This window comes from Caulobacter segnis ATCC 21756 (genome assembly GCF_000092285.1).
Taxonomy (GTDB): domain Bacteria; phylum Pseudomonadota; class Alphaproteobacteria; order Caulobacterales; family Caulobacteraceae; genus Caulobacter; species Caulobacter segnis.
Genome location: NC_014100.1, coordinates 884,889 through 897,813 on the forward strand (window position 1 = coordinate 884,889; position 12,925 = coordinate 897,813).

Genomic DNA, 12,925 nt, shown 5'->3' on the forward strand with positions numbered 1-12,925 from the left:
GATGTGCGTGGCTCTGGTCGTCGGCAACATGATCGGGTCGGGCGTATTCATGCTGCCGGCGTCGCTGGCGCCCTATGGCTGGAACGCCGTCTTCGCCTGGCTGATCACCATTGGCGGCGCGATGTGCCTGGCCCTGGTCTTCGCGCGGCTGGCCCAGGCCTTTCCGCGCGCGGGCGGGCCGTTCGCCTATACCGAGGAGGCGTTCGGGCGGCCGGCGGGCTTCCTGGTCGCCTGGTCGTACTGGATCTCGGTGTGGGTCGCCAACGCGGCCATCGCCATCGCCAGCGTCAGCTACGCCAGCGTCTTCGTTCCCGCCCTGGCCAAGACGCCGGGCCTTGCCGCCCTGGTCACCGTCGCGGTGGTGTGGGCGGTCACCGCGATCAACTGCGTCGGCGCGCGGGCGGCCGGCTGGACCCAGCTCCTGACCACGGTGCTGAAGCTGCTGCCGCTGGCGGCGGTGGCGGGCCTGGCGGGCCTGATCCTGCTGCGCAAGGGGCCGGCGGCGATCGCGCCGTTCGAGCCCTCCGCCCTGTCGGCCGGCGGCGTCACCGCCGCGGCCGCGCTCACCCTATGGGCCCTGCTGGGCGTGGAGTCGGCGACGATCCCCGCCGAGCAGGTCGACCGCCCCCAGCGGACCATTCCGCGCGCCACCCTGCTGGGCGCGGCCTTCACGGGCCTTGTCTATCTGCTGGTGTCGTCCGGCGTGCTGCTGCTGACCCCGGTCGCGGTGCTGCAGACCTCGAACGCGCCGCTGGCCGACTTCGTGGCCTTCCACGGCGGCGGCGACCTGCGTCTGGTGCTGGCGGCCTTCGCCTCGATCAGCGCCCTGGGCGCCCTGAACGGCTGGGTGCTGCTGCAGGGCGAGCTGCCGGCGGCCATGGCCCGCGACGGGGTGTTCCCCGCCTGGATGGCCAAGACCTCGGCGAACGGGACGCCGGTGCGCGCCCACCTGCTGTCCAGCGCGCTGGTGACGATCCTGGTGCTGGCCAACTACGCCAAGTCGCTGGCCGACGCCTTCACCTTCATGGCCCTGCTGTCCACGGCCTCCAGCCTGTTCGCCTATCTCTTCTGCTCGCTGGCCGTGCTGAAGCTGGGGCGCGAGGGCAGGATGCCGCTGTCGCCCGGGCTGGCGATCGTCGCGGGCGTCGCGGCCATCTATTCGGCCTGGACCTTCTATGGCGCCGGCTGGTCGGTGACCTTCTGGGGCCTGGTGCTGCTGGCGGCCGGCGCGCCGCTCTATGTCTGGATGCGGCATGTGGGCCGCCGATCCTCGGAGTCCGTGGAATGATCGCGCGTTTCGTCCTGGCCGCGCTGGCGGCCGCCTTCGCCACCGCCGCAAGCGCGGGCGAAGTTTCCTATGTGCGCGCCGGGCGGTTGATCGACCCTCAGGCGGGCAAGGTCGCGACCGACCGCCTGATCCGCATCGAGGATGGCAGGATCACCGCCGTCACCGCCTGGACCACGCCGCCGACGGACGGTCCGGTGACGGACTGGAGCAAGCTCACCGTGCTGCCCGGCCTGATCGACATGCACACCCATCTGGTCGACGACGAGCAGAGCGAGAACATCGCCCTGCCGCTGCTGCGCAGCGCCGCCCAGCAGGCCTATATCGGCGCCGCCCACGCGCGCGAGACCCTGATGGCCGGCTTCACCAGCGTGCGCGACGTCGGGACCTGGCGGGCGTTCGGCGACGTCGCCCTGCGCGACGCGATCGAGGCCGGCTATGTCCAGGGGCCGCGCATGTCGGTGGCCGGCGCCTATGTCACCGCGCCGGGCGGGGGCGGGGAGCTCACCGGGATCGCGCTGGATGTCACCATCCCCGCCGAGATGCGGCGGGGCGTGGTCGAGGACGCCGCCGACGTGCATCGCAAGGTCCGCGACCTGCTGGTCCATGGCGCCGACTTCATCAAGCTGATCGCCACCGGCGCGGTCCTGACCGAGGGCACCGAGCCCGGCCAGCTGGAGCTCTCCGAAGACGAGATCCGCGCCGCCGTCGAGGAGGCCGCCAAGCGCGGGACCTACGCCACCGCCCACGCCCACGGCGCCGAGGGGATCAAGACCGCCGTCCGCGCCGGGGTCCGCTCGATCGAGCACGGCTCGCTGATCGACGACGAGGGGATCGCCCTGATGAAGGCCAAGGGCGCGTTCCTGGTGGCCGACATCTACAACGGCGACTTCATCGACACCTATGGCCGCGAGCACCACTGGCCCGACGGCATGATCCGCAAGAACCGCGAGACCACGGACGCCCAGCGCGAGGGCTTCCGCAAGGCCGTGAAGGCGGGGGTCAAGATCGCCTACGGCACCGACGCCGGCGTCTATCCGCACGGCTGGAACGCGCGCCAGATGCCCTACATGGTCAAGTACGGCATGACGCCGATGCAGGCGATCCAGTCGGCGACGACCGTGGCGGCCGAACTGATGTCGAAGACGGGTCAGGTGGGGTGCGACGCGCCGGGCTGCTACGCCGACCTGATCGCCGTGGCGGGCGATCCGCTGGCGGACATCTCGGTCCTGATGGCCGCGCCCAAGGTGATGAAGGGCGGCGTCGTGGTGAAGGACGAACGCTAGAGCCCTGTCTCACGCTGGTCGGAAAACGCTCTAGGCGCGAGGCGCGGGGCGGTCTCGTGCATGGGACGCATGGTCCTGGCCTTCGGGCGCCCACACCCGGACGGCGACAGGTTAAAAAACGGTCATAAACGAGCAATTCCTTATATAGACCTATAAGTCATTCTCGTTATCGCCAGGCATTGGCGAATGATACCCGAGGCGTCCAAAACATTCGCTGGGGGTATAGCGTGAATTACAACAAGTTACGTGATGGAAATATCGGCGTTAGAAACCTAATCACGCCCATTATTTTGGCATCTGTGCTTGGTCTGGCGGGTGTCGCCCAGGCCCAAGAGACTAAGAACGAAGTGGACTCGGTGGTCGTCACCGGCAAGCGGGTGTCCGAGGCCGCGATCGCCGTGGGCACCGACCAGGCCACCGCGACGGTGTCGATCACCCGCGAGGCCCTGCTCTCGGCCCCGGCCGGCATCACGGGCCTGAAGATGCTGGAGTCCCTGCCGGGCTTCAACGTCCAGGCCAACGACGCGCTGGGCATGTACGAGTTCGGCAACTCGGTCACCGTCCGGGCCTTCAACTTCCAGCAGGTCGGCTTCCTGCTCGACGACATTCCGATGGGCCGCAGCGACCAGTTCGGCGGCAGCCCGATCTATCGCTATGTCGACAACGAGAACCTGCTGCGGGTGACGGCTTCTTCGGGCGCGGGCGATGTCTCGCTGCCCAGCTACGCCTCGCTGGGGCCGATCGTGGACTACTTCACCCAGCAGCCCGGCGAGACGGCCGGCGGCAAGGTCAGCCAGACCTTCGGCGAGGACAACCTGACCCGCACCTTCCTGCGGCTGGAGACCGGCGAGCATAAGGGCTTCTCGGCCTACGCCAGCGGTTCGGTCATCAACAGCGACCAGTGGCGCGGCCCGGGCACGATCGACCGCGAGCACTACGAGGGCAAGATCCGCTGGGAATTCGAGTCCGGCGACCTGAGCTTCCAGACGGTGCACAACGACTATTTCGACTACGACTCCCCGTCGTTCACGATCGCCCAGTACAAGGGGACGGCCAACGACATCTATGGCCGCAAGGGGCGTGACTTCGGCTATGTCGGCTATATCGCCAACCTGCCGCCGACGGCGAGCGGCCTGAAGTATTCGAACGCCAACTACGCCCAGTACTACAAGTTCGGCCTGAACGCCCGGAGCGACCACCTCTATGGCGTGACCCTGCACAAGGACCTCGCCGACAACCTGCGCTTCACCGGCACGGTCTATTACGAGAAGAAGGACGGCTGGGGCTCCAGCGGCGTCGGCTACGACACCGCGCTGGGCTACTATAACCAGCAGAAGGCCGTGGTGCCGGGCCTGAACGCGCCGCTGGGCCTGCAGTTCGGCATCTCGCAGATCGACGGCATCCGCAAGGGCGCGACCAGCAAGCTGAGCTGGACCCTGGGTGATCACAAGATCGAGGGCGGCGTCTGGTACGAGGACGACGACTATCACCAGCTGTCGAACACCTACAACGTCGCCGGCGGCTCGCCGGAAGGCGCGCCCGACTTCAGCCAGCCCGTCTATCGGACGCGCAACTACACGTCCAAGCGCGACACCTGGGAGGGCTTCCTGAAGGACACCGTCGTGCTGGCGGACGGCAAGCTGAAGGTGGATGCGGGCTTCCGCATGCTGAGCGTCGACTACCAGATGCTGGGCAAGCGCAACCGCGAGGACTTCCGCTTCAGCCAGACCGCCAATCTGCGGACCACCTGGGAGGACCTCTTCCTGCCGCAGGTCGGCGCGGTCTACACGATCGGCCGTGGCCAGGTCTTCACGTCGTACTCGGAGAACATGTCGCTGCCGCGCGGCGCCGACGCGGTCTACTACACCCCGGCGACCGCGAACGTGCCGGCGCCCAAGGCCGAGACCTCGAAGAACATCGAGCTGGGCTATCGCGCCAACCATCCGACCTTCAACGCGTCGGTGGTCACCTACTACACCAGCTTCAAGAACCGCCTGCAGTCGTTCAGCGAATACCTACCGGGCACCACCACCCTGGAAACCTACTATCAGAACGTCGGCGGCGTGCACGCCTACGGCCTGGAGTTCAGCGGCCAGTGGAAGCCCGAGGCGCTGGGCGGCAAGATCTACTTCAACACCAACGCCTCGTATAACAAGTCGGTGTTCGAGGACGGCTTCTCGATCCGTAGCGCCACGGGGGTCACGGACTACCCGCTCAAGGGCAAGAGCGTCCCGGACTTCCCCGAAATCGCTATCCAGGCGGGCGTGACGTTCGAGCCGACCGAATGGGCGGTGATCAATCTGTCGGCGCGCCACATCAGCGATCGCTACAGCAACTTCATGAACAACGAGAAGACCAAGGGCTACACGCTCTTCAACGCCTACATCGACCTCGGCGAAGGCTTCAACTACGGGCCTCTGAAGGACATTAAGGCTCGCATCAACGTCGATAACATCTTCGACAAGGACTATCTGGGCACGATCTCGACCGTCGTGACCGGCGCGGCCAACTACCGCTCCGGCCCGCACCGCACGGCGCAGATCACCCTCTCGGCGGGCTTCTAGCGCGCTCCGGGATGAGACGGGTCGTCTCGTCCGAGTCCTGATTTGAGACCCCTATCCGGGCGAAAGGTCGCTCCTGGCCCGGATAGGGACGTCCATCCAGCTGGTCGTCGCGGGGCGGGACCAGTGTTCAAGCCCAAGCTGCACAAGGGATGGCTAAAATAGCCATTACTCGTCGACGGTGAAAAACCGCACATCTTCGACTGGCGCGGATCGTGCATTGTGCATCGCAGCACAATTTGATTGTGCGATCGCGAAACAACTGTCATGTCAGCGTGGTTAGTACCACGTTAAGTCGTCCCAGGAGGTCTCCCATGACCGAGAATCACTACTACGTCCGACCCGTCGCCGGCGTCTGGCACGTGACTTGGAACGACTCGGCCGAGCTGATCGGCTGCTATTCCTCGCAACATGAAGCCGGGGCTCTCGCTCAACTGCTGGCGCGTCACATGCGCGAGCAGGGCCGCAAGGCCGAGGTCCACGTGTTCGAGCCGGAAGTCCGCACCCCGGCCTGGGGGCGCAATCGCGCCGCCAACCAAGCCGCGGCGTAGACTTTTTGCGCTTGCGCGGAGTCGTGCAGGGCGTGCAAAAGTTTGTCGACCAAGCGTTTAGAGTGTGGTCGCCGCGCACCGCGTAACGGGCGGCGGACAGACCCAAGAAGGATCGAGCGTAGCGTCGCCTCAAAAAAGCCGAGGGCGGACGTTACGGTCCAAGAGAAGGGGGCGCCCGGTCTTCCCGGCGAAAGCCGAAACCGAAGCGCAGGGGTGGTGGGATTGGCGCTGCAACGACAGCGAGCCCCGGCGTCTTCCATTCCCGGCTTTCGCTGGGAAGACCGGAAACTTTAAGCCTCTTCAGGAAGCCAGGCTTCCAAGGCGCGGGCGATGATCGCCGCCGCTTCGTCCGGGCCGAAGGTCGCCGGGTCGAGGCACAGTTCAAGCCATAATCCGTCCACGGTCGCGGTCAGCGCGATCGCCGCCGTGCGCGTGTCGCGCGCGCCCGCTTCGGCGAGCAGCCGCTCCAGTCGCGCCCGGAAATCGGCGTAGGAGCCGGCGTGGATCGCCGCGATGCGCGGCTTGGTCTTCACCAGACTCCAGAAGCCGATCCAGGCGGCCAGCAGGTTGGGGTCCAGCACCGGTGGCGCGAAGCTGGCGGTCAGATAGGCCAGGAGCCGTGCGCGCGGCGCCGGCGGCGCGGCGGCCAGGGCGGCTTCCAGCGCCGCGTCGATCCGCTGGCCGACGGCCTCGTAGGCGCAGGCGATCAGCTCGTCGACGCCCTCGAAATAGTGGCGCAACAAGCCCGGCGAGACCCCGGCCTGGGCGCAGATCGCCCGCACGGATGTCCCGCCCACGCCCTCACGCGCCAACACCACCTCGGCGGCGGCGACCAGGTCTTGGCGGCGGACATCGGGGGCGGCGCGAGTGAAGGCGACGCGGGACCTCACTTGAGATTTCCAGCCAAACAAATCGTGTCATCCCGGAAGCGCGAAGCGCTATCCAGGACCCAGGGGCAGATGCAGTGTGGTGGCCCCTGGGTCCCGGCTCTACGCTTCGCTACGGCCGGGATGACACTGGAATTTTGCGTGAAACGAGACCTCACCACCCCTCCGGCGGCGTCGGCAGTCGGCTCTCCGGAACCAGCGCCCGCAGTTTCCGGCCAAAGCTCCTCAGGGACACCTCGCCGGTGGCCAGCGGGCCCGCCGTGAACGTCCGCGAGGCCATGCCCTGCTGCACGCGGGCCACCAGCTCGGTGTCCTCGGCGTTGACCTGGCGGTTGATGCGCCAGTTCAGATAGCGCGCCGCCTTCATCTCGCGCCGCTCGTCGGGCAGGGCGTAGGCGATCTCGCGGATCATGGTCTGCGTGGCCGAGATCGGGATGAACTGCATGAAGTCCACCTGGTCCGGATAGATGTCGAAAGCGAAGTTCGGCCAGAGCTTGAAATAGGTCCAAAGCCGCTTGCGGTCCTCGGGCAGGTGCGGGACGTCGGGCAGCAGGTCCTGGTACAGCCGCTCGGACGGATTGCGCGACGGCTCGTCGATCAGCTGGCCCCACATCTTGTCGACGAAGGTGTGGGCCTCGACGCCATAGCCCTTGCCGAACAGCCGGGTCAGGCCGGGGTGGGCGACCGGGATGTGCAGGCCGTCGGAGTAGTTGTCGCTGATGTTCTTCCAGTTCACCGCCCGCGGCCGCAGGGTGACGCGGCCGAACGGCTGCAGGTCCTCGAAGCGGTAGGGGGCGACCTCGTGCTCATAGGGCGCCATCATCGTCGCGACGCTGGGGCCTTCTCCCTCCAGGCGCACGAAGACGAAGCCGCGCCAGATCTCGACCTCGACCTTGGCCAGACCCTCCTTGGCCATGTCGAGGGCCGGATAGTCCTCGCGCATCGGCACGCCGATCAGGCGGCCCTCCAGGTCGTAGGTCCAGGCGTGGTAGGGGCAGACGATCCGCCCGCAGTGGCCGACCGGCCCGTCCAGCAGCCGCGCGCCCCGGTGTCGGCAGACATTGGCGAAGGCCCGCGCGCCGCCGTCCTTGCCGCGCACGACCACCAGGCTCTCGCCGACGAACTCGAAGGTGTGGAAGTCGCCGGCCTTGGGGATGTCGTTCAGATGGCAGACGATCTGCCACGAGGGCCGGAAGATCTTCTCCTGCTCTTCGCGGAAGAACCGCTCGGAGTGGTAGGTCCAGCCGGGCAGGCCCCAGTCTGCCTGGGGGTCGTCGTTGGGGATCTGGGTCATGATCTTCCAACCCAAACCAAGCTCGTCATCCCGGCCGGAGCGCACAGCGCGGAGAGCCGGGACCCAGGGGCCGCGCGCACCGCCCCTGGGTCCCGGGTCTTCGCTTCGCTACGCCCGGGATGACGAGAGAATTTGCACGAGAGGCCCGCCATCACCGCCCCTCCACCGACAGCTTCACCGCCATCGTGAAGTCCTTGTCGCGCAGAATCTCGCGCGCGGCGTTGCGGCCGGGATTGCCTGACACCCCGCCGCCCGGGTGCGTGCCCGCGCCGCACATGTAGAGCCCGGCGATCGGCGCGCGGTGGCTGGCGTGGCCCAGGAACGGCCGGGTGGCCCACAGCTGATCCAGCGACATGTGGCCGTGCATGATGTCGCCGCCGATGAGGCCGAACTTCCGCTCCAGATCCAGCGGCGACAGGATCATCCGCCCCAGGACCGAGGCCTTGAAGCCCGGCGCCCAGCGCTCGACCGTGTCGATGATCAGGTCGGCGGCCGCCTCGCGCTCGTCGTCCCACGATCGCCCGTCCGGCAGGGTCGGCGCGAACTGCTGGCAGAACAGGCTGGCCACGTGCTGGCCGGGCGGGGCCAGGGTGGGGTCGATGGTCGAGGGGATCAGGATCTCGACGATCGGCGCCTTGCTCATTCCGCCCGCCTTGGCGTCGCGATAGGCTGCGTCCATGTAGTCCAGGCTCGGCGCGATCACGATGCCCGACTGGTGGTGCTCGGCCGCGTCCTTGCCGGGCAGACAGGTGAAGCTGGGCAGCTCGGACAGCGCGACATTCATCCGGAAGGTGCCCGAGCCGTTCTTGTAGCCGTCGACCGTCTTGCGGAAGTCCGGCGCCAGGGCCGAGGGCGGGACCAGCTTCTTGTAGAGCAGGGCCGGATTGACGTTGGCGCTGACGATCGGGGCCATGATCTGGCGGCCGTCGACCAGTTGCACGCCGACGGCTTTCTTGCCCCCAGGGGCGCTTTCGACCTGGACGGCCTCGACCGGCGCGTCGAGCAGGATCTCGACCCCGGCCGCCTCGCACGCCTTGGCCATCGCCTGGGTGATCGCGCCCATGCCGCCGACCGCGTGGCCCCAGGCGCCCTTCTTGCCGTTCACCTCGCCGAAGGTGTGGTGCAGCAGCACGTAGGCGGACCCCGGCGTGTCGGGGCTGGCGAAGTTGCCGACCACGGCGTCGAAGCCGAAGGCGGCCTTGACCGCATCGCTCTCGAACCAGCCGTCCAGCACGTCGCGGGCGCTCTTGGTGAAGAGGTCCAAGAGGTCGCGCTTGCGCGCGCGCGGCAGCAGGGCCAGGCGCCCGCCCTGGCGCAGAGCGCGCAGGAAGCCGGGCAGGCCGTCGCCCAGGTTCGGCGGCGTCTCCTGGGCGAAGGCGCGCAGCACGTCGCCGATCTCGTCCAGCATGGCGTAGTAGGCCGGCAGCACCTCGGCGTCGCGACGGCTGTACTTGCGGAACGCCTCCTGGGTGCGCTCCAGCCCCCCGCCCAGCTTGATATACTTGTCGTCGCTGATCGGCAGGAAGTTCGAGATCGGCCGTTCCAGGAAGGTCAGGCCGTAGTCGCGCAGGCCCATGTCGGCGATCACGCGCGGGTTCAGCAGGCTGACCGTGTAGCTGGCCACCGAGTTGCGGAAGCCCGGGTGGAATTCCTCGGTCACCGCCGCCCCGCCGACCACGCCCCGCGCCTCGCAGACCGTGACCTTCAGCCCGGCCTTGGCCAGGTAGAAGGCGCAGACGAGGCCGTTGTGCCCTCCGCCGATGATGACGGCGTCGCGGGTTTGGATCGTGGACATCGGCGCGCTCTCCCCAGAGGTGGGAGAGTGTTGCTGTACGATCGTATAATAGGCAAGGGGGCGGAGAGGCAGATGCTCCCCCGCGTCGCGGGGGAGCTGTCGCGGAGCGACTGAGGGGGCGAGCGCCGAGAAGGCCGAGCTAGCCCCCTCCGGCCCTCTGGGCCACCTCCCCCGCGTCGCGGGGGAGGAACACGATCAAGCCGCCTCGGCCTTCCCGCGCGCCGTCAGCCAGTACATCACCGGCGTCGCCACCCGGCTCAGCAGCGTTGACGTGATCAGGCCGCCGATGATGGCGATGGCCAGGGGCGAGTAGAGGCCCGAGCGCTCCAGGGCCAGCGGCAGCAGGCCGCCGATCGCCGTCACCGAGGTCAGCAGCACCGGCAGGAAGCGGACCTCGCCGGCCTTTTCGATGGCGTCGTGCAGGGTCATGCCCTCGCGCCGCAGCTGCTCGGTGAAGTCGACCAGCAGGATGGAGTTCTTGATCTCGATGCCGATCAGGGCGATCACGCCGATCGTCGCGGTGAACGATAGCGAATGGCCGGTCAGGGCCAGGGCCAGGACCGCGCCGAACACCCCGAACGGGATGATGCCGGCCACGACGATGGCGGTCTTGAACTTCTGGAACTCCAGGACCAGCACGGCCAGGATCCCGAACACGGCCACCAGCACCGCCGCGCCTAACCCTGCGAAGCTCTCCGAGGCGGCCTCGGCCTCGCCGCCCAGCGATAGGCGATAGCCGGGCGGCAGGGGCAGGTCCCGCTGCAGCCGCGCCACGGCGTCCTGGGTCACGCCCGAGGCCAGGAACCCGGTCTGGACGTAGGCCGTGATCGTCACCGTCCGCTCGCGGTCGAAGCGGTCGATGCGCGAGGGGCTGGACTTGAGCCTCGGCGTCGCGATCGCGTCCAGCGGCGCGGCCAGGCCGTCGGCGGTCGGGACATAGACCCCCTTCAGGGCCGACAGCGGATTGCGCGGCGCGCCGTCGACCTGGTCGGTCGGCAGGCGCACGCGGACGGCGTAGTCGTCGCCGTCCGGATCGCGGAAGCGGCCGGTCTCCTCGCCCGACAGCGCCAGGCGGGCGACGCGGCGGGTGGCGCCGGCCGGCACGCCCAGGGCGGCGGCCTTGGCCTCGTCAACGCCCAGATCGAGGTCCGTGCGGTCCAGGCGGATCGGGTTGGTGACGTCGCGCGCGCCGGGCGTGGCCTTCAGGATCGTCTCGGCGCGGGCGGCCAGGGCTTTCAGCACGTCCAGGTTCTGGCCGGTCAGGCGAATGGCCACCGGCGCCTCGATCGGCGGGCCGTTCTCGAAGGTCAGCACGCTGATCCGCGCGCCGGGGAAGTTGGCGAAGTCGCGGCGCAGGCGGTCCAGCACCAGCTCGCTCTTGCCCGGCTCCCAACGCTTGAGGCTGACGAACAGCTCGGCGAAGGTCGTGGCGCTCTCGCGCTGGCTGCGGTTGTAGAAGATCTGCGGATTGCCCCGGCCCAGATTGGCGGCCACCCAGGCCACGTCGGGCTCGGCGCGCACGCGCTGCTCGACATAGCGCAGCGCCCGGTCGGTGCGGGCCAGGGACGAGCCGTCCGGGGTCTCGACGCGGATCAGGAACTGCGGCGTCTCGGCCGAGGGGAACAGGGAAGAGCCGATCAGCTTCACCAGCGGCAGGGTGGTCAGGCAGATCGCCAGCAGGATGGCTAGGGTCAGCCACGGCCGGGCCAGGGCCCGATGCAGCACCGGCCGGTAGAAGTGATGGATGCCGTTGTTGACCGCGCGCAGCAGGGCGTTGCCCTCGGGGTCGGAATGCTTGTCCAGCAGGCGGCTGGCCAGGAACGGGATGATGGTCATCGAGACCAGCAGCGAGGCGGCGATGGTGCACAGCACCGTCACCGGCAGGGACTTGATGTAGGCGCCCGAGCCCGCCGGCAGGGCCATCAGCGGCAGGAAGGCCAGCATCAGGGTCGCCGTGCAGCCCAGCACCGCCAGGCTGATCTGGCGCGTGCCGTTGATCGCCGCCGCCGTCCGCTCCTCGCCCTCTCGGATGCGGCGCGCGATGTTCTCGGTGATGACGATGCTGTCGTCGACCAGCAGGCCCAGGGCCAGCACGAAGCCGGCGATCGACAGCTGGTTCAGGGTGAAGCCGAACGCCTGCAGCATCGTCAGGCCGATCAGCAGGCTGAGCGGGATCGAGACCATCACCACCACGCCGGCGCGCGGGCCCAGCGGCAGCAGGGTGATCAAGACGAGGGCCAGGGCGATGCCGAAGTCGCGGAACAGGTTGTTCAGGCGATGCTTGACGTTCTCGGCCTGCACGAAGCCGCGCTCCAGCTTCACGCCGGCGGGCAGGGTCTTCTCGTAGTCGTCCAGCACCGCCTGCACCGCCTGGGTGATGCGGGCGACGTCCTGGCCGTCCTTCTGGGTGACGGTGACGAACACCGCCCGCTTCCCGTTGAAGCGCGCCAGGTGCGAGGGCTCCTGCTGGGCCCAGGCGACGGTGGCCACGTCGCGCACGCGGGTCACCTGGCCGCCGACCGCGCGGACGGGCGTGTCGGCGATGGTGTCCAGCGACCGGAAGGCCCCGCCGGACTTGACGTTGAAGCGTCGCTCTCCCGCCTGCACGGCGCCGATCGGCGCCTCGGCCCCGGCTGACTTCAGCGCGTCGGCGACGGCGGTGGCCGGCAGCTTCAGGGCCGAGAGGCGAGCCAGATCCAAGGTCACCTGCACCTCGGACGGCGGCGCGCCCCAGTACTTGGATTCGCGCACGCCCGGCACGCGGTCCAGCCGCTCGCGCAGCCGGTCGGCGGTCTTTTCGAGCCGGCGCATGGGCAGGATGTCCGAGGTCAGGGCCACCTGGACGATGGCCACTTCGGAGGTCCGCACCCGCTGGATGTCCAGGCGGGTCAAGCCGGCCGGCAGATTGCCCCGGATGGCGTTCACCTCGCGGACCACCTGGTCGTACTTGCGCTCGGGGTCGACGTCCCAGGTGAAGTGCACCGAGATCACGGCCGCGCCGTCGCCGCTGAACGACTCGATCTTGTCGATGTTGTCGAGGCCGTCGACCGCGTCCTCGATCGGGTCGGTGATCAGCTGCTCGATCTCGGTGGGCTCGGCCCCCGGCAGCACGGCGCGCACCACCACGATCGGCACCGGGAAGTGCGGGTCCTCCGAGCGCGGCACGGTGTTGAACGCGTTGATCCCCAGCATCACCAGCAGGCCGAAGGCGACCAGGGTGAACTGCCAGCGGCGGACGGCGAAAGTCGCGAGATCGAACCTCACGG

8 protein-coding genes are annotated in these 12,925 nt (G+C 68.5%); 4 read left to right on the forward strand and 4 right to left on the reverse strand.

What is annotated here, in order from left to right:
• Position 1 precedes the first annotated feature (1 nt).
• The 4 genes from CSEG_RS04125 (at position 2) to CSEG_RS04140 (ending at position 5,683) form a co-directional block, all read left to right on the forward strand.
• Entirely contained in the window at positions 2-1,288 is a 1,287-nt protein-coding gene (locus CSEG_RS04125) for an APC family permease (RefSeq protein ID WP_083778350.1), read from the forward strand.
• On the forward strand, positions 1,285-2,571 hold the full coding sequence (locus CSEG_RS04130) for a Xaa-Pro dipeptidase (protein WP_013078001.1): 1,287 nt from the start codon (positions 1,285-1,287) through the stop codon (positions 2,569-2,571). Before CSEG_RS04125 ends, CSEG_RS04130 begins: the two co-directional genes overlap by 4 nt.
• A gap of 227 nt (positions 2,572-2,798) precedes the next feature.
• Positions 2,799-5,135 (forward strand): TonB-dependent receptor, encoded by a 2,337-nt coding sequence (locus CSEG_RS04135; protein WP_013078002.1) that lies wholly within the window; start codon positions 2,799-2,801, stop codon positions 5,133-5,135.
• Positions 5,136-5,446: 311 nt separating this feature from the next.
• Positions 5,447-5,683, forward strand: a complete 237-nt coding sequence (locus tag CSEG_RS04140; protein WP_013078003.1) for a hypothetical protein — start codon at positions 5,447-5,449, stop codon at positions 5,681-5,683.
• 290 nt (positions 5,684-5,973) lie between these two features.
• On the opposite strand, the gene CSEG_RS04145 is transcribed toward CSEG_RS04140, so the two are convergent.
• From CSEG_RS04145 to CSEG_RS04160, 4 genes are all read right to left on the reverse strand, one after another.
• Positions 5,974-6,573 (reverse strand): TetR/AcrR family transcriptional regulator, encoded by a 600-nt coding sequence (locus CSEG_RS04145; RefSeq protein ID WP_013078004.1) that lies wholly within the window; start codon positions 6,571-6,573, stop codon positions 5,974-5,976.
• A gap of 151 nt (positions 6,574-6,724) precedes the next feature.
• Positions 6,725-7,864, reverse strand: a complete 1,140-nt coding sequence (locus CSEG_RS04150; RefSeq protein WP_013078005.1) for an aromatic ring-hydroxylating oxygenase subunit alpha — start codon at positions 7,862-7,864, stop codon at positions 6,725-6,727.
• 151 nt (positions 7,865-8,015) lie between these two features.
• The gene (locus CSEG_RS04155) at positions 8,016-9,659 is read right to left on the reverse strand and encodes a phytoene desaturase family protein (protein ID WP_013078006.1); all 1,644 of its coding nucleotides are present in this window, start codon (positions 9,657-9,659) and stop codon (positions 8,016-8,018) included.
• 195 nt (positions 9,660-9,854) lie between these two features.
• A complete protein-coding gene (locus tag CSEG_RS04160) occupies positions 9,855-12,923 on the reverse strand; it encodes an efflux RND transporter permease subunit (RefSeq protein WP_013078007.1) in 3,069 nt (1,022 codons plus the stop codon).
• Between the last annotated feature and the right edge of the window lie 2 nt (positions 12,924-12,925).

Coding starts and splice junctions, on each gene's coding strand:
- CSEG_RS04125 (WP_083778350.1), top strand. CDS start 2: ATGTGCGTGGCTCTGGTCGTCGGCAACATGATCGGGTCGGGCGTATTC.
- CSEG_RS04130 (WP_013078001.1), top strand. CDS start 1,285: ATGATCGCGCGTTTCGTCCTGGCCGCGCTGGCGGCCGCCTTCGCCACC.
- CSEG_RS04140 (WP_013078003.1), top strand. CDS start 5,447: ATGACCGAGAATCACTACTACGTCCGACCCGTCGCCGGCGTCTGGCAC.
- CSEG_RS04150 (WP_013078005.1), bottom strand. CDS start 7,864: ATGACCCAGATCCCCAACGACGACCCCCAGGCAGACTGGGGCCTGCCC.
- CSEG_RS04155 (WP_013078006.1), bottom strand. CDS start 9,659: ATGTCCACGATCCAAACCCGCGACGCCGTCATCATCGGCGGAGGGCAC.